The sequence below is a fragment of the Gilliamella sp. HK2 genome (genome assembly GCF_001690265.1).
GTDB lineage: Bacteria > Pseudomonadota > Gammaproteobacteria > Enterobacterales > Orbaceae > Gilliamella > Gilliamella apicola_C.
Genome location: NZ_LZGV01000094.1, coordinates 98,507 through 115,491 on the forward strand (window position 1 = coordinate 98,507; position 16,985 = coordinate 115,491).

Genomic DNA, 16,985 nt, shown 5'->3' on the forward strand with positions numbered 1-16,985 from the left:
ACCAGCGTTACGGCTATGTCTATCTGGCATAAATCATGGAGATATAAAAAAATATAATGTCAGCAGAATTTCAATTATTTTTTAATGATGAAAAATGGTATATAGACCATAAAGATAAAATTGCAAATAAAATTAAAACATTAAATACTTATATTAAAAAAAATGACTCCGCATATCTTTTATCAGGGACAGAATCTATTTCTAATAAAGGAAATTGGCCGTTTGATGTTCGCTTTTTTTTGAAGATAAACGTATTTTTATTGAAATAAGTGCTCATCCCCTAAGTATTGAGAAAGATTTAAAGGCCTTATTTACATGGTTAAGAAAACAGACAGGAATAGTCATATTAGATGAAGATGGAGAATTAGCAGGATGATGAATATGATCCACTAAAAACTCACTCGTCTATGTTGATGGTGCACTAATGAGTGAAACATTGTAAATATCCCATACTTAGTACAAAGTACAATAATCACATAAAAAATTTTGTTATATATTATTTAATACTGCTAAACAGCTACTGACCTATACCGACCCCCGCGTCCACTGCATCCACTACCAGAGCGACCCTTGCGGACTGGTGCACACCCGCATTGATGCTACCTGACGCAAACTCGGCTTTAACTACGATGCCTATGGCGTCTTACCCCCCCTCATATCTGAATGGCTATCCGGAAGAGTTGACCGACGAAAACGGTAAAATATAGTGGGAATGTAGCTTTCAGTTATGGGGGAAACGGGTTCAGAAAATTGAACACCAATCAATAAAGCAAAACCTCAGATATCAGGAACAATATTTAGACAGAAAAACCGACTTACATTACAATACGTTCAGGTACTATGAGCTGGATATAGGCTACTTTACCTAGCTACACCCGATTAGATTGCTGGGTGATTAATCTGTATCAGTATGCGCTTAAATGAGTTGACTTGGGTGGATTGTGTGGGGGGACTGCCCGCCGTCTAGAAAAGAGCTTACCACTTTCTGATGCTACTAAAATTTATAGAATGAGTACGGATTTGATTTCAATCCTCGATAAATAGAAGCTATAAAAGTAAACTATTGGGCATTTTCAAAGGATGTAAAGGGTAATGGTGAAAGACTATATTGTTTCATTTAGAGATAAACAGAGATATGCTCTTATAGAATACAAAAAAATTGAAAAGTTTGATCATTATTATGAAGGCGTGATTATTGAATCTCATTTTCCGAAAGCAGTAACTTTTTTTATTAATGAATGTAATTTGATTATTAATGATATGGCGATATCCCTTTTGGATGAGATTGAAGAAAAATTATATTCTTATGATATTGGTTTAGAAAACAGTTGTTCTAGAATTTTTGATATTGAATTTATTGATAAAAATAAAATTTCTTTTTTTACAAAATACCCCTCAAGTAGGGGTTATTTAGATAAATATCCGAATAGTTAATTAATATAAAAATCGTCATATTCATAAGTCACTGGCGCGGATAGATAAACGAGGCAATGAACCCGAAAGGGTAATGAACATCCACACCAACCTGAACGGTTGTTTAGAAGAACTTACCGATGCAAACAGCGAATTAGATAGATTTACCCAGTCTGATATGATTAGATTTAATCTGTATCATTATGCGCTTAGTGGGTTGACTTGGATTGATCCGTGGGGGGATTATCCGCAGGATGTGGTTCTGATTCACAAAATTAGCTAAACCTGTCCAAGATTTATACATCGGAACATATGGCAAATCTAGAGCAGCTAATATAAAAAGCGGACTTAATCCAACTCATACTCCACATCATGTAGTTCAAAATGCAATAAGCCCAACAACTCATAGAAAAGGAATAACTATTGATTTAAGAAAAGATCTTCATGAATTAACTTAGACTTATAGAAAGCCTATTATTTCAAGATTAAACAATCGAGAATATTTAACATGAAATATTCGTGACCTTAAAAAAATATTAAACAATGCTGAATATAGTTGTGAGGTAATAAACAGACAATTAAGTGAAATAATTAGGCAAAACAAAAATCTTGGAATGATTAAAACTATGACTAAAGATGACGCATTAAATTTCTTATTAAGACATCAACCCATGCCTTGTGATAAAGATCTAACTCAAGATATTATTAACAAATATGATGACGTACGAAAGTTTTTTATTAAAAATCCAGATAGAAAAGCAATTGAGTTATTTTTAAGATCTTTTGGTGAAGGTGATGGATGGGGCGTATATCAGTTGGTAGAAGATTTCTTTTATCAATGCTGTAATATTGATGTAAAAAAAGAAATCCAAAAAGTTCTTGAAGATATAACAATACCAGACAGTATTAGATATTGGGTTACACAAATAGCCGCAGCTTTTAGTGATGAAATATTAAGAAATGGACTTCAAGTATCTTTGCAATCTAAAAATATTGATATAAGAGATGCGGCCAAAGTGGCAATTAATCAATTAGATGAATATAAAAAGAAAAACTAAATTAGAATGCTAAAAAATAAAGTGCTGAAAACATCCGAAAAAATCAACGTCAAGTAGATATAAAAGGTAATGAAGTTAGTAAAAATAAGCCAGATATTCAATTTGATTTAGATGGTAAACACTATAATATTTAATTGGATACAACATTAAAGGGGGAGTTTTGGATATCAAAAATATAATTCCAAGACTTGATCCTAATGCCAGAAATACATTTTGATTAATTGATAATTTAGGAAATATTTTAAATGGCTTTTCAAGATACTAATAAGGTGTTAGCGTTTTCCATAGTTAATAGTAATCTCACCGAGATTGAAAGCATTATTCAAAATGGATTAAACTGGTCGTGTGAACCGCAAAAAAGTAGAAAACGAATTGAAGAAATACATTTGAATGTTCAAAAAGGCAGCGCTTTACCACCAGTAGGCGCTTTTTATTATTCATGTGTGAATGATAATAAACTAATCTTTGTATCTAATTTATCTGATGGTTGGGATTCCTTACTTTATTGTATAACGGAAGCAAACCATTCAAGCTATCTATCATTTAGGATACTACTTGGAGCTTACCCCTTAGTAGAGATGAGTTTTATCGATTCTGGAAAAACTGTCCGCTTAGTTAGAGCAATGAAAGAAGATAAATGGCTTTTCTATGAAAAAGGTGATCTTTTATGGTTTGAAGACAAAGAACAATACAATAAAAAACGAATTAGAGATAGGGTTACCTATGATCTATTACTTTCATATGCAAAAAAGAATGATATTGACTTCCTCTAATTTTTTTAAAACAAAAAAAGAGTCATTATGGTTATATAAAATACGGTAGTTTAAAAAAACAATAAAAGTTATTAGCACAATTGTAAAATTAAGCTTTTCCTAACCAAAAGGGCATAATAAATTATTACCACTAATAGCCATATTAAAATAAATATCAGAATATTAACGTTACGTAACTGTCTAATCGTTAACCAATGGAGTGCGAGCCACTGGGCAACCGCATCACCACCACCCCGCCGGATAGGCGCACCATCAACTCCAAGGCCTCCTCAATATAATAAAAGAGAAACCAACACCAGCATTTGATAGTCAATCGGATGTTGATAAATTAGTACGTGATACATTAGCATATGGAAATCCAATACCAAATCAACTGCGTAAGCTCGATTTGGAAACTGATAGTCATGTTGGAACGGGCCCTAATAAAGGATCCAAAACTAAAATCAGGGTTCATGTCGACTTTAAAGGCGAAGCACATGGACATCCTGCAAGAAGAGAGCTTTGACATTAATGTATAAACAAAAAAAAGAAAGGATCTTATGTGATATTCTAAATGCATATCATGATTTAAAAAAACCAGATTTCCATTTCGTGATGGAAACATATAATTCACTAAAATATAAAGAGGTAATAAATGATATTTATTCTTTATTTAAATTTAAAGTTAAAGATAATACCGATTTAAATTATGATGTTTGCATATCATTAGAATTTGATTATCTAAATAAATCAATGTGTTTATATTTGTCCTTAGTGTCAACATATGCTTTTTTACTTTATGATGATAAAGTTATTGATTGCCATGATGATGTTTATCAATCATTTACTAATTTAATAGATATACTATTTTCTAATAATTTTGTTCTATTAAAAAAAAACGAGCTGTTATATGAATTTGATATAGATACCTCACCTTTCAGTGTTAAGGATAAAAAGGCATCAATTTTAGGGTTGCTATTTTCATTTGGTTTGTCGGTTAACTAAAAACAATAGCCTTTTTATTTGGGCACAGCGTGGAAATAATTGAAAGGCATATAACCCCCCTCCCCCTAAAACTCAATGAAGACTTGTTCCAGATAATATCCAAAAAATTAATCTCACGTGTAAAAAAGTATTTACAGTGCAACCATTACATAATACAAATTTTAAATATTCCCATTTACATAGTGTAGATTTTTTCTGATTGTATTTTAGATAAACTCATTTTACAAATTCGTTAGTAATAGATTCAAATTTAATTGATAACTCATTATTAAATATTAATTTATAGATTTCGCATTGTAAGTTGAAAGTGTAAATACCCCAGGTTCATTAAAATTAGTTGATCGAAAAGATCACAATAAATATCATAAAATATATCACCCAGATGGTTCGGGTGGTCGCAAAAAATGGGGCGGTGGTACAATTTGTCGTAAATAATAATTGGAGATTATGAATGAAAATTATCGAAGGTATCAATGGACTATTAACTATTTATAAAGATCGTCCTGAATTATGGTATTTTTTATTTACAAATATTAAGATAGGTAATAAAAAAAAGGATATAAGAGAAGGTACTTTTTACCTTCCTGAAACTGATGATGATGATGATGAAATGGGTGAGCTGTGTGATAAGTACCCTGATAAATATCGAGATTGGTTGGAATATCAAACTTTTTTAGATATTATTGACAATAAATTAGATCATCATCCTAATGCTACAAAAGAAGATTTATTAGATGCTATTATTTACTACCTTGAAAATGATGATTTTTTAGATTAATAATACTGGAAAGGTCTTTTTTTGACTTTTCCAGTATTAAGCATAAATCTGTAATAGTAAGATTTACCGTTGTCAATCGCATTAATGCAGCCTATTTAAAGCCGTTTTTATTGCTAAAGAGAGATTATGAAGAAACTTTTAGAATTACTAAATAAAAAAGGTATAAAGTATCTCATTCAAGACAATAAAATCACTATTGATGGTAATTTAAATTTAAGAAACAGAAGAATTAAAGCATTACCTGAGAACTTATCTATTAACGGTGATTTGATTTTAACTCATACAAAAATTGAAGCACTACCTAAAAATTTTTCTGTTAGTGGTGATTTAGATTTAAGAAATACAGAAATCAAAACTATACCTGAAAAGGTATTTATTGGAGGTTATTTATATTTAACAAATACGGAAATCAAAGCATTACCTAAAAATTTTTCTATAAGTGGTAGTCTAAATTTAGCGAATACAGAAATAACAGCACTACCAGAAAGCCTATCTGTTAAAGGTGATCTAAATTTAACAATGACAAAAATCAAAGTATTACCTAAAAATTTTTTTATTGGAGGTAGTTTATATTTAGGGTTTACTGAAATAGAAGCGTTACCTGAAAATTTCTCAATTAAAGGTGATTTAGATTTAAAATACTCAAAAATCAAAATATTACCTGAAAATTTATCGATTGGAGGTAAATTAAATATAGAATCAACAAGTATTCGAGAATTACCTGACAATTTATCTGTTGGCACCGGTTTATATTTAGATATAGATAAAATACAAAATATAGCTTATTGCAAAAACTGCGAAGATAACTCACAAACTATTTTTGCTTGTTGGGTTAATAATGGATTCGCTATTCAAATGAATGACTTTTTTGGCACATTTCAAGAGTTTGAAAAAATGGTTGATGAGAAGTATTCAGGAAAAATTGCTATAGAATACAAAAAATTGGCAGACACATGTATAAAAGAGTTAACCGAAAAATTAAAAATATTGTAGTCTTTATTTGGTAAGGCTGATTAAAAGAGCAAACATTTCTCGGAAGAACGCAAATAAAATTTAGATTATGAACTACTCGACAACGTCAGCAATATACACTTTGCTGCCGGCAGCAGTGCCGAAATCATCCACCGTTTCAAACGCGATGCCATCGGCGCAACCCAACACTACCACTACGACGCCGAGCACCGCCTGAGCGAAGTACGCATCGAACAAACAGACCGCAGCCAGCGTTACGGCTACATCTACGACGCCCTTGGCCAGCGTATCGAAAAACATCAGCTAGACAGCGCAGGCAAACCCTACAACCGTACCCGATTCCTGTGGGATGGCTTAACAATGATTCAGGAAACCAGTTTTAATCAGCACAGCAGCCTGTATATCTATACCGACCAGAACAGCTACGAACCACTGGCACGAATAGATAAAAGAGGTATGACCCTGAAAAAGTCATGTACTTCCACACCGATCTGAACGGTGCACCAGAAGAGTTTACCACTGCAAACAGTGACATCGTCTGGGAATGCAGCTTTCAGTTATGGGGAAAACGGATTCATGAAATCAAACACGAACCCATAGAGCAAAACCTCAGATATCAGGGACAATATTTAGACAGAGAAACCGGCTTACATTACAATACCTTCAGGTATTATGATCCGGATATAGACCACTTTACCTAGCCAGATCCGATAGGATTGCTAGGTGGGTTTAATCTGTATCAGTATGCGCCTAATGGGTTGACTTGGATTGATCCGTGGGGGCTAGCAGTAGATTCAATAACTAAACTGAAAGAACGTGGCTATACGGGAGTAATTAAAACTTCAGGAGGTGGATTAGATTATTCAGGCAGTAATGCCTTATATAATAAACAGCCAGGAGTAAACCCTATTGCAACAATTGAATATCTAGTTGATTATATCAAAGATTTTTAATCCACTAACAAACAAGCAGGACTAAAACAGAAAACAACACCAAGAGGATATGTTTGGCATCAACTTGATGATTATGATCCTGTTACCAATAAAGGTACAATGCAACTCGTTGAAAAGAAAGCACACCAAGGGATAAACCATTCAGGTGGAGTTAGTCAATATAAAGCAACTACTGGTAAAAAATTATGCATTTCCAGCTAGAAAGGATAATAACAAATGCAACTAATACTTGAAGAATCGGAAAAACAATTATCTTTTAAAGAACTTGAAGAATTTAGCAAATATTTTAATAAAGAGATTCCACTTTCATTTATTAATTTTTATATTAAATTTAATGGTGGTTACCCTCGCGAAAACGGTGAACATAATTTCTTTTTATTGGGTGGCTTTAATCCAATAAAATATGGTGATTTAACTATAGAAGATATTTATGCTAACTTAATTGATGAATTTTCTAATTTAAAATATATGATCCCTTTTGCTTATGATGAGGGTGGAAATTGCTTCTTACTTTCATTAAAAGATAGAAATTATGGAAAAATATATATATGGTTGATGGATGAAAAAGAATTAGTTTTAGTATCTGAATCATTTGATTGTTTTATTAATAAACTGTCACAAGATTATTAGTCATAAAATACGCGGTGGTATTTATCTTCTCCCATTTAATTATGGTTCAGCATAATTTAAATATGCGCCCAATAATAAATAAACGACGCCTATGGCGCCTTAACACCCTTATCAACGAAAACGACGAACACTACCAGTTCCAATACGATGCTGCCGACCGCCTGATCGGCAAATACACCACCGACGGCCCCCCCGCCTACCAGTACGACAAAGCCGACAACCTTATCAAAGTCGGCTACAAAAAAGCCGGCCTGCCCGCAGAAGCAGAACCCGACCTCATCGCCTTCAGCTACGATCTGCTGAGTAACCTGCTGAGCGAAACCACCGCACAGGGTACCCTCAGCCACCAGTACGACCCACTGGGCAACCGCATCGCCACCACCCTGCCGGATGGGATCACCATCAACAGCCTGTATATCTATACCGACCAGAACAGCTACGAACCACTGGCACGAATAGATAAAAGAGGTATGACCCTGAAAAAGTCATGTATTTCCACACCGATCTGAACGGTACACCAGAAGAGCTTACCACTGCAAACGGTGACATCGTCTGGGAATGCAGTTTTCAGCTCTGGGGGAAACGGATTCATGAAATCGAACTCGAGCCCATAGAGCAAAACCTCAGATATCAGGGACAATATTTAGACAGAGAAACCGGCTTACATTACAATACTTTCAGGTATTATGATCCGGATATAGGACGCTTTACCTAGCCTGAGCCAATCGGGCTGATTGGTGACTTTAATCTGTATCAGTATGCGCCTAAATGGGTTAACTTGGGTTGATCCATGGAGGCTAGCATTACAAGGAATAGATTTTACAGATTCTCCAGATTATGCCCTGTAAAAGAAGGTCAAAAAAATATTGTTCAAATCACAATGCAAGGGACTAGGTCTAGAGATTTTGCTGCTGCATTTAAAGCGACTGGAATCAAAAAGAAAGATGCCGTAGGATATACTTGGCATCATGTTGACGATTTTGATCCGAAAACTGGTAAAACTACTATGCAATTAATTAAAACGGAAACTCATAAAGCAATTCGTCATAAAGGTTCAGTTTCTCAATTTGGTGCACATTCGGGCACTAAATATGGCTCACCACAAGCAGTAGACTATTCATATACACAAGGGTGGTTAACAGGTAGAGTACCGAAGAGACTAAAAGAGCTAATAAGTAAATTTTGTTAATTAAAGACGCAATATAATTTGGGAATTAATATGATTAATATAGATAACTTTTATGACTGCGAAAAAAAGCTGACTGATAAAGATTTAAATGCTTGTGAAAAGAGGTTAGGTATCACAATTCCAGATTCTTTAAGACAGTTTTATCTTAATTGTAATGGAGGAATGGTATATAAAGATATTTGGAAAACAACTGTTCCTCCATACAAACTTAAAGTTTTTAATTTTATTCCTATAAAATATAATAAAGCATTTAGGAATGACCCAGATTTTATCATGGAAGGTATTGCTTTCAAACATTGGGATAATAAAAAGTTACCTAAGGAGCTGTTACCTTTTGCTCGCGATTTAAGTAATGGTTTTTTGTGTATGAATATTAATACTGGTGCGATATATCAATATCTCAGATTAGAATGGGATGACCCCCTAAATACAGAGCAAAATTTTAAAAAAAATAGTATCTATTTATCTGATTCATTAGAAAATTTCTTAAATGCTTTAATTTGTGATGAAGATCAAGACAAAATAGAAACCATTGAAGATGAAGATATTAAACCAAGAACAAGCAACAAATTCTACAATTCTCAACAAGCAATTAATACCACTGACCTAAATGAGGTTGAAAAACTTTTAAAGATAAAAATTCCTGTTCAACTAAGACAATTCCTGTTACAACACAATGGAGGAATGCCAGAGAATAATGCTTGGCTGGATCCTGAAAGTGAATTTGAATGGGTTGCAATTCATGAACTAATACCCGTTAAATACTATAAAAAGTTTAATAATGACAAGAACTATTTAATGCCTTCCAAAGCAGAAAATTTATGGAGTAGAAAGTTATTACCGGAAACTTTTTTACCTTTTGCGATTGACGCGGGTGGTAATTATTTCTGCATCGATATTAATAATGGGAAAATATACTACTATACTCTTGACACATGGTCTGATAATTTATCTTTAACGGATAATCAAGATAAGAGTACTTTTTTTCTATGCAATAGTTTTAATGAATTTATTTCTAAATTAGTGTGTGAAGATGATATAAATGATTTATATGGTTTATAAATAATAACCGTAAGGTTAACTGCATCTCTGTTGGTATTGAAAACAATATTTATACAGGGAAACCAGCTTACATTACAATACTTTCGGGTACTATGATCCAGATATTGGTCGTTTTACCCAGCCGGATCCGATAGAATTGCTAGGTGGGTTGAATCTGGCGCCTAATGGGTTAACTTGGATTGATCCGTGGAGATGGATTTGTGAAGTAAAAGGTAAACGAGGAGCACAGGGGCAACCTCTTTCAGCAAAAGAGACAGTTTCAAGAGCTGATATAGGATCAGGCACAGCAACTAACCTTTTTCCAAGCGCATTTGCTAGAAGGTTAGGTAACGCAGATGATGATGCGGGATATATTTTAGCGAAAATATTAGGCGGTTCAGGAGGCATAGATAATGTTTTCCCTCAGTTAAAAGGAATAAATCGTGGTCAATATCGAGCTTTTGAAAAAACAATTAAACAGTATATTCAAGAATATGGAGCTGTGGATATTAAATGGAATTTTATTTATGGCAAAGAAGGCACAAGCCCCCCAAATAGAATACTCAGTTTTCCAAAAGTGGTAAGAATGTATTAAATAATATTTTTAAAAATTAGGTAAACTAAATGAATATTGAAATTGCGAAAAACGTATTAAAAGAATTCATTATTGCGATGAATCATTGGTAAATACGTTGCTATCCAAAATTAAAAAGTGATTCTTCAGAAGAAGCTTATTTACAAATGACTAAAGATTTGAATTTTATATTTGATAAATTCTGTACAAAAAAAGAACGAAAATATGGTCGACAAGCAGCATTATCTTGTGGAAACCCACCAGAGTACTCACCAGATGAAGAAATATTAAAAATAGAAGAACTCAAAGGGAATAAAGTAGTTATTTACACTCAACAACAAAATCGTACAAAAAGTCAATTTCGTTATACCTTGCATTACAAAAAACATGAGTGGCGTATTGATAAAAAAGAGGTATATGATAAGTTTGATAATAATTGGGACAAATATCCATTGTAATAATTACTAGAATTCTATCGTAAATACGATTAAATATCTGGAAAAAGCAAAATAATAGCTAAGCATTAGATATATCAATTACTTTTTAAATTTAAATATTCTAATCCGCTATATGAAATTAAAATTTTGTTTACTGTTCTAAAAAGCTGTCAATTCAAAGTTGCTTATTAATTGAATTATATTGTTATCAACAATTCTATTTATGATTGATTAAATATATTTTAAAAAATCCAATGTGAGGAATTATTTTGTATTTATTTAGGAGTATGACTTAGATAAAATAGAAAGTATTATGGGTTTAGCAATGGCTCAAGGGTAGATGCTTTTAACGAATAAGAGCCAGTCAAACTTGAATTAATTAGAAGTGTACTAGCAAAAAATATCTGGACAAGCAGACACAACCTGATCCGCTGTAACTAGCTACTTAAATTCAGAGACCAGAACTACCACTACGACGTCGAACACCGCCTGAACAAAGTACGCATCGAACAATCATACCGCAGTTAGCGTTACGGCTACATCTACAACGCCCTTGGCCGGCGTATCGAAAAACGCCAGTTAAACAGCATAGGCACCCCCTACAACCGTACCCACTTACTGTGGGATGGCTTAACAACGATTCAGGAAACCAATCTTAATCAGCACAACAGTATATCTATACCAACCAGAGCAGCTACGAACCCCTGACGCGCATAGACAAACGAAGTAATGAATAACAAAAGGCAATGTACTTCCACACCGATCTAAACGGTGTACTAAAAGAGCTCGCCGATACAAACGACGAATTATTCTAGGAATACAGCCATCAGCTCTGGGGTAAACGGATTCATGAAATCGAACATCACTCAATAGAGCAAAACCTCAGATATCAGGGACAATATTTAGACAGATAAACCGGCTTACATTACAATACCTTCAGGTATTATGATCCGGATATAGGTCGCTTTACCCAGCCTGATCCGATAGGTTTAGCCGGTGGCTTTAATCTGTATCAGTATGCGCCTAATGGGTTGACTTGGGCGGATCCGTGGGGGTTAATTAGTTTAAATAGAGTTCAACAACAAATTGACGATATTCTTAGAGAACACTTGCCAGCAATACAAGCAATCGATCCTAATGCCGAAATAGGTTATAGAGGAAGTGCTGCTAGTGGTATTAGTAAAGCTCATGATCCGGTATATACAAACAGACGCCGTGATGCTTCAGAAATTAAAGGTATGAAGGAAATAGAAGCGTCTATAGACCGTAAATTACGTTTAATTTTTCCGTGGCTAAAAAAAGAATCCTTTGGTTTTAGAATTTTTAAAACTCACGAGTTAATGGAATTTGCTCGAAAGGGTGACATTCAGCGCAAAATTGGCTGTAAATAAAAACGAATTTTTTGTTTTTTATAAGATAATTGTTGGATTTAATATTTCAACGTTAAATTTTTCAAGGATAATAGATTTATGAATATAAATGAAAGACGATTAACTTTTGTACTGATTGATAGTAATAATTCATTTAAAGAAATGCTGACTAAGATAGAACTGGCATTTAAATGTAAATTATCCTGTAAAGATGAAAAAGGTCGTTATATTGCCAGAGCGGAGTTGGATAATTTTAGCATTGCCGTTATCGACAAAATTGATAGGCTTAGTGAGTTATTATGTGATGAACATTATACTCTTAAAATAACAATAACATCTGATAAATACTTTAATTCTAAATTTGAAAGTTACATAAAAGAAATTCTAACTAATAACTTCATACAATGGAAACGGTCAATTTGGACTCCTGCCGAAGTTACTCCACTCAGCAAGCGATAGAATAGTCGAATGGGAACCTAATCTAGATATAAATAGAAATTAGCAAAAGTATCAGATATGAGGTTATTGACTTAAATATACACACTAAAATACCTTGGGGTAAAGAAGTTACAGCTAAACAACTATGCTGAGTGCTTAAAGAAAGCTATTATGAATCGTGTCAACGAGGTAATCACCCAGAAAGGGTAATCCACACCGACCTGAATGGCTGTCCTGAAGAGTTGACCGACGAAAACGGTAAAATACTATGGGAATGCAGTTTTCAGCTCTGGGGTAAACGGATTCATGAAATCGAACATCACTCAATAGAGCAAAACCTCAGATATCAGGGACAATATTTAGACAGATAAACCGGCTTACATTACAATACCTTCAGGTATTATGATCCGGATATAGGACGCTTTACCTAGCCTGAACCGATTGGGCGGATTGGTGGCTTTAATCTGTATCAGTATGCGCCTAATGGGTTGACTTGGGCGGATCCGTGGGGGGGAGGTAGCTAAATGTCCAATTACCAAAGTCTTCTAAGTTACCCCTAGTGTGGTTAAAAAAGCTTTAAAAGGAGGATGCTATGCAGACAACACAAGGAATCATTTTTCTTCCAGCAGTTCAACGTTATGTGGCTGAAAAAATTGTAGGCGTATTACCACCTAAAACTCAAGGAACACTTGCACCAAGTAATATTCCAAAAATTAAACCTATGTCTGACACAAAAAATTGACCTTTTTGGCTAGGGAAATTATTAATGATTAAAATTCATTTTGAATCTGGTTGCACGCAAGAATTTGATGTAACAACATTTGAGGGATTTGATTTTAGTAGTTCGATATTACATACCGCTATATTTGCAGGGTATTCTTTGCGTAATGCAAATTTTAAATATGCTAATTTACGTAGTGCAAATTTTTCAGGTTGTATTTTAGATAATACTGATTTTACAAATTCATTATTAATGAATTCAAATTTAATGAATTCATCATTATTAAATGCTGATATGTCTAACTGTAAGTTAAATGGAGCTTTTTTACTAAATGCTAATTTGCAAGGAGTTAATTTATCAAGAGCTGATTTATTTAATGCAAATTTCAACGGAAGCAATTTAAAAGGTGCAAATGTAAATGCAATCAGAATAAATGAGGCTAGTTTTATAGGGGCAATATATGATAAATATACTATTTGGCCAAAATATTTCTCACCGGCAACTAAAAGAGCTATTTTACAACAAATACCATGAGTATTAATTTGAATATTATAGGCCACATCTTAATTTTTTGTGTATTTCTCTTTTACAGATAACCGTTAATTCTGTCACCAAATTCTGTCATAAAGCGGTTCATTATGCTTTCCAGTTGCAAGTCAATATCTGTTTATCTTCTTCATACTAATTTATATTGCTAAATAAATTACTTTCTTTACCAAATCATCAGCCGAGAAGACTTTATACTTTTTTGATGACGTCGCGTATTACGCTGTTAATTTATTCTCTGATATTTTGGTGTAAATTGCTTTACTGATGCCCTGTGGGTAAGCAAAAAAAACAAACCGCCATCAGCATCCAACGCTACTACAACGATGCCGCACATCGCCTAAGCGGAGTATGTATAAAACCACTAAACCGCAGCCAGCGTTACGGCTATGCCTACGACGCCTTGGCTGGCGTATCGAAAAACTTCAGCGAGACAACGCAAGCAATCCCTACAATCTCGGTATGTGCCTAATGGGTTGAATTGGATTGATCCTTTAGGAATAAGCGGTGAAAATGTATTTATATATTATACCAATCTAGCAAGATTAGAAGGAATTCAAAATACTGGTATAATAGAAAAGCATGTAAAAGCTAAGGTTTACATGACTAATATAAAAAAGTCATCAGAATTAGAATGTTATCATACAGGTAAAATTAAATTAGAACGCTCTCAAATAATTCATATAGATAAAAACCCTTATGAAAGATTTAATAGCCTAAACTATGATAAAAGACTTAACATGATGCAAAATCAACTAAAAGCTAGAGGTTGTTATTAACATGAGTAATACTACAGAAAAATGTTTAGTTTTAAAACAAAGCGAAATCAACGCATTGAAAAAACTGATTATGTACATTAAATTTTCATGTAAAGAAGCAGAATCGCTATTATATGCAGGTAGCCCACTAATTAACAATATCTTTGATAAATTATTGGAAGTTGATGATTTTAAAGCAGAATCTAAATATTTTTATAAACAAGAAAATGTGACTAATGAGCAATTTATCCGTAAAAAAATACAAAAAGATCAGGATGAAACGCTAAACAAAGCAGATGAAAAATTGATATTAGAATTATTTAAAGCATGTTTACATCCTTTCTCTTCAAGTAAAGATGTTTAAATAAAATATCATGTTAGCTGTCACGATTTCCAAAAATAGTACAGCCCAAAAGTAAAAAAATCCTCTGGTTTAATGCTTCAATGGTTAAGAAAATTAATTCGAACATTAAATTTATCAAGATTCTTTAATGAATGCTGACGGTAAATATTAAATACTTCATAATATATAGGCGTACTTAAGTTTTAATATCAACATGCAGATAGTTGGTAAGCTTTGCAATAATCTGCAACAAAAGTCTGAGTCTTACCACTCAGGCTTTTTAATTGAATTAATCTAGCGAACTACTTTAAGAATATAATCATTACAGTGCCTGCAACATAAACAGATACGGCGTAATCAGAATTTCACCTATCCGACATCCTCATCGAACACAGAAACCAATACGGCAACCTCGACCGTCTATTAAGCAAAAACAAAGTAAACACGGGCAAATCGATTACCACTATGATCGCACCGGCAGAATTGAAAGCTACAGTAACCAAAGATACTGAGAAACCCTGCAATATGATGATCCCTCCAACCTGTTAGACCTCAGACGGTCAATAGAAGAACTTTTTAATAGTGGTCAACCAAATACCTTGGCAGAGCACACGAGAATTGATGTAAGTGCTTTGAAAGCAGGTGAAGTTACTCATCAACAAGCAAAAAATCTTGTTGCCCAATCTTTATGGAATGTAAGCTCTCAAGGTGTCACTTCCCCATGAAATATCCCTTGGAATTAAACTGGAGAATATTAATATGTTAGATAAAGAATTACTTGATATTTTTGGTCAAAAGATCATTTGTAGTGTTAGAGATCAAGCCATTTTTGAATTTGAAGCAATGGTTCAAGGTAAAATGAAATCTGAAAATACGGTTAAATTAAATAATGAATTAAAAACATTTGACAAAAACCAGATTGAAATTTTAAAAAAAGTTGTTTTGACTGCTATTGATAGTGTTATTTACAATACATTAAATATGCTAGAACAAAATGAAGAAAATATAAAATTATTAATATCTCAAAATGGTAAAAATGAAAAAAACATTCTTGATATCAGTGATAGTTTATCTGGTGAACTGGTCACAAAAAAAGGCTGGATAGAAAAATTTAGTAAATATAAATAAGCATTATATATTAGCAATATTTTGTGCTATAGCTATACGATCTAGAGCAAAAGGCAGACTATAAATGGGGTAAAACGAGTCAACTGGCACATAAACTAACAATGGAACAGTACATTTATTATGATAAATAGAGGCGGGAAAATATATCACAGTAGGCTTATTGTAAGACCAAATAATTGTTAGCGACAGTTAGCGTTACGACTACATCTACGATGCCTTAAGCCAGCGTATAGAAAAATATCAGCTAGACAGCGCCCCCTACAACAATACTCGCTTCCTGTAGGACGGCTTAAGTAACATATAGTAAAGACGGCATTCCAGATTTTAGTCCATATAAGGAACAATATGCAAAATCAAACAAGTTTAATGGCAATCGAAAACATGATAATAGGATAGCAAATAAACAAATTGGCTATTCTGGTGACAAGGCCCTTCCTGAAAAGGTTTGGCATTATGTTGATAAAGATTATATGATTATTCTGGATGCAGATTTGCATAACAGTTTTCCTCACACTGGCAGTGCATCCGTTTTTATACATGGTAATATTTAGGAGTTAGAATGTTTAAATCAAAATATAATGTTCCCAAAAACATTGATAAACGCATTTCAAAGTTAAAGTTAAAAATAGATTCAAACAATTCTTATATTGATTTTTTGAAAAAATATAATGTTGTTGTTTTTGATAATGAAGCCAATATTGACTACTGTATTGATTGTGAGGGCGAGTCATTGCCCTTAGAGGTCATTTTGGGTTTTTCAAAGGAAGATAGAGAAGATTTATTGGCTACCAACGATGGCTATTTAAATAGGATACCTGAGGATTATTTTGCCGTAGCAACACTTAATTACGGCGATTTGCTTTGCTTAAGCCCAAATGG

Annotated in this window: 20 protein-coding genes and 6 pseudogenes; all 26 read left to right on the forward strand. The window is 33.3% G+C overall.

The window, feature by feature from the left end:
* Nucleotides 1-56 precede the first annotated feature (56 nt).
* Nucleotides 57-269: a hypothetical protein gene (locus A9G45_RS10020; protein WP_065566433.1), complete on the forward strand. Its 213-nt coding sequence runs from the start codon at nucleotides 57-59 to the stop codon at nucleotides 267-269.
* A gap of 495 nt (nucleotides 270-764) precedes the next feature.
* Entirely contained in the window at nucleotides 765-869 is a 105-nt protein-coding gene (locus A9G45_RS15020) for a hypothetical protein (protein WP_442903002.1), read from the forward strand.
* A gap of 223 nt (nucleotides 870-1,092) precedes the next feature.
* Entirely contained in the window at nucleotides 1,093-1,434 is a 342-nt protein-coding gene (locus tag A9G45_RS10025; protein WP_065566434.1) for a hypothetical protein, read from the forward strand.
* 650 nt (nucleotides 1,435-2,084) lie between these two features.
* On the forward strand, nucleotides 2,085-2,471 hold the full coding sequence (locus A9G45_RS10030) for a hypothetical protein (protein ID WP_081297890.1): 387 nt from the start codon (nucleotides 2,085-2,087) through the stop codon (nucleotides 2,469-2,471).
* A 245-nt stretch (nucleotides 2,472-2,716) separates the two neighbouring features.
* Complete coding sequence (locus tag A9G45_RS10035) at nucleotides 2,717-3,244, forward strand: hypothetical protein (RefSeq protein WP_065566436.1); 528 nt, start codon at nucleotides 2,717-2,719, stop codon at nucleotides 3,242-3,244.
* 510 nt (nucleotides 3,245-3,754) lie between these two features.
* On the forward strand, nucleotides 3,755-4,228 hold the full coding sequence (locus A9G45_RS10040; protein WP_065566437.1) for a hypothetical protein: 474 nt from the start codon (nucleotides 3,755-3,757) through the stop codon (nucleotides 4,226-4,228).
* Between the two features lie 451 nt (nucleotides 4,229-4,679).
* Nucleotides 4,680-5,006: a DUF7716 domain-containing protein gene (locus tag A9G45_RS10045; protein ID WP_065566438.1), complete on the forward strand. Its 327-nt coding sequence runs from the start codon at nucleotides 4,680-4,682 to the stop codon at nucleotides 5,004-5,006.
* Between the two features lie 126 nt (nucleotides 5,007-5,132).
* A complete protein-coding gene (locus tag A9G45_RS10050; RefSeq protein ID WP_065566439.1) occupies nucleotides 5,133-5,999 on the forward strand; it encodes a hypothetical protein in 867 nt (288 codons plus the stop codon).
* Nucleotides 6,000-6,137: 138 nt separating this feature from the next.
* Nucleotides 6,138-7,157: pseudogene (locus A9G45_RS15025) on the forward strand (RHS repeat-associated core domain-containing protein); the annotation flags it as partial.
* Nucleotides 7,148-7,561: an SMI1/KNR4 family protein gene (locus tag A9G45_RS10065; protein ID WP_065566442.1), complete on the forward strand. Its 414-nt coding sequence runs from the start codon at nucleotides 7,148-7,150 to the stop codon at nucleotides 7,559-7,561. The pseudogene A9G45_RS15025 and the gene A9G45_RS10065, both read left to right, overlap by 10 nt.
* A 404-nt stretch (nucleotides 7,562-7,965) precedes the next feature.
* Nucleotides 7,966-8,352: pseudogene (locus tag A9G45_RS15030) on the forward strand (RHS repeat domain-containing protein); the annotation flags it as partial.
* An 89-nt stretch (nucleotides 8,353-8,441) separates the two neighbouring features.
* Nucleotides 8,442-8,750 carry an HNH endonuclease signature motif containing protein gene (locus A9G45_RS14145; protein ID WP_176701602.1) on the forward strand — a complete coding sequence of 103 codons (309 nt, stop codon included), beginning with the start codon at nucleotides 8,442-8,444 and terminating at the stop codon, nucleotides 8,748-8,750.
* 30 nt (nucleotides 8,751-8,780) lie between these two features.
* Entirely contained in the window at nucleotides 8,781-9,812 is a 1,032-nt protein-coding gene (locus tag A9G45_RS10085) for an SMI1/KNR4 family protein (protein ID WP_065566446.1), read from the forward strand.
* Between the two features lie 43 nt (nucleotides 9,813-9,855).
* Nucleotides 9,856-9,999, forward strand: a pseudogene (locus tag A9G45_RS14745) (RHS repeat-associated core domain-containing protein); the annotation flags it as partial.
* Nucleotides 10,000-10,008: 9 nt separating this feature from the next.
* Entirely contained in the window at nucleotides 10,009-10,386 is a 378-nt protein-coding gene (locus A9G45_RS10090) for a DNA/RNA non-specific endonuclease (protein WP_442903003.1), read from the forward strand.
* Nucleotides 10,387-10,478: 92 nt separating this feature from the next.
* Nucleotides 10,479-10,823 (forward strand): NTF2 fold immunity protein, encoded by a 345-nt coding sequence (locus A9G45_RS10095; RefSeq protein ID WP_255307149.1) that lies wholly within the window; start codon nucleotides 10,479-10,481, stop codon nucleotides 10,821-10,823.
* 848 nt (nucleotides 10,824-11,671) lie between these two features.
* Nucleotides 11,672-11,857: pseudogene (locus A9G45_RS15035) on the forward strand (RHS repeat-associated core domain-containing protein); the annotation flags it as partial.
* The gene (locus A9G45_RS13860; RefSeq protein ID WP_065566449.1) at nucleotides 11,834-12,193 is read left to right on the forward strand and encodes a hypothetical protein; all 360 of its coding nucleotides are present in this window, start codon (nucleotides 11,834-11,836) and stop codon (nucleotides 12,191-12,193) included. The pseudogene A9G45_RS15035 and the gene A9G45_RS13860, both read left to right, overlap by 24 nt.
* Before the next feature lie 78 nt (nucleotides 12,194-12,271).
* A complete protein-coding gene (locus A9G45_RS10105) occupies nucleotides 12,272-12,631 on the forward strand; it encodes a hypothetical protein (protein ID WP_065566450.1) in 360 nt (119 codons plus the stop codon).
* Between the two features lie 191 nt (nucleotides 12,632-12,822).
* Nucleotides 12,823-13,122 (forward strand): annotated as a pseudogene (locus A9G45_RS15040) (RHS repeat domain-containing protein); the annotation flags it as partial.
* A gap of 80 nt (nucleotides 13,123-13,202) precedes the next feature.
* The gene (locus A9G45_RS14480; RefSeq protein WP_176700881.1) at nucleotides 13,203-13,352 is read left to right on the forward strand and encodes a hypothetical protein; all 150 of its coding nucleotides are present in this window, start codon (nucleotides 13,203-13,205) and stop codon (nucleotides 13,350-13,352) included.
* A 24-nt stretch (nucleotides 13,353-13,376) separates the two neighbouring features.
* The gene (locus A9G45_RS10110; protein ID WP_065566451.1) at nucleotides 13,377-13,865 is read left to right on the forward strand and encodes a pentapeptide repeat-containing protein; all 489 of its coding nucleotides are present in this window, start codon (nucleotides 13,377-13,379) and stop codon (nucleotides 13,863-13,865) included.
* 401 nt (nucleotides 13,866-14,266) lie between these two features.
* On the forward strand, nucleotides 14,267-14,656 hold the full coding sequence (locus A9G45_RS10115) for a hypothetical protein (RefSeq protein ID WP_065566452.1): 390 nt from the start codon (nucleotides 14,267-14,269) through the stop codon (nucleotides 14,654-14,656).
* A 1-nt stretch (nucleotide 14,657) separates the two neighbouring features.
* Nucleotides 14,658-14,999, forward strand: coding sequence for a hypothetical protein (locus A9G45_RS10120; protein ID WP_065566453.1), 342 nt, complete (start codon nucleotides 14,658-14,660; stop codon nucleotides 14,997-14,999).
* Nucleotides 15,000-15,737: 738 nt separating this feature from the next.
* On the forward strand, nucleotides 15,738-16,106 hold the full coding sequence (locus tag A9G45_RS10125) for a hypothetical protein (RefSeq protein WP_065566454.1): 369 nt from the start codon (nucleotides 15,738-15,740) through the stop codon (nucleotides 16,104-16,106).
* A gap of 559 nt (nucleotides 16,107-16,665) precedes the next feature.
* Nucleotides 16,666-16,985, forward strand: a pseudogene (locus tag A9G45_RS10130) (hypothetical protein); the annotation flags it as partial.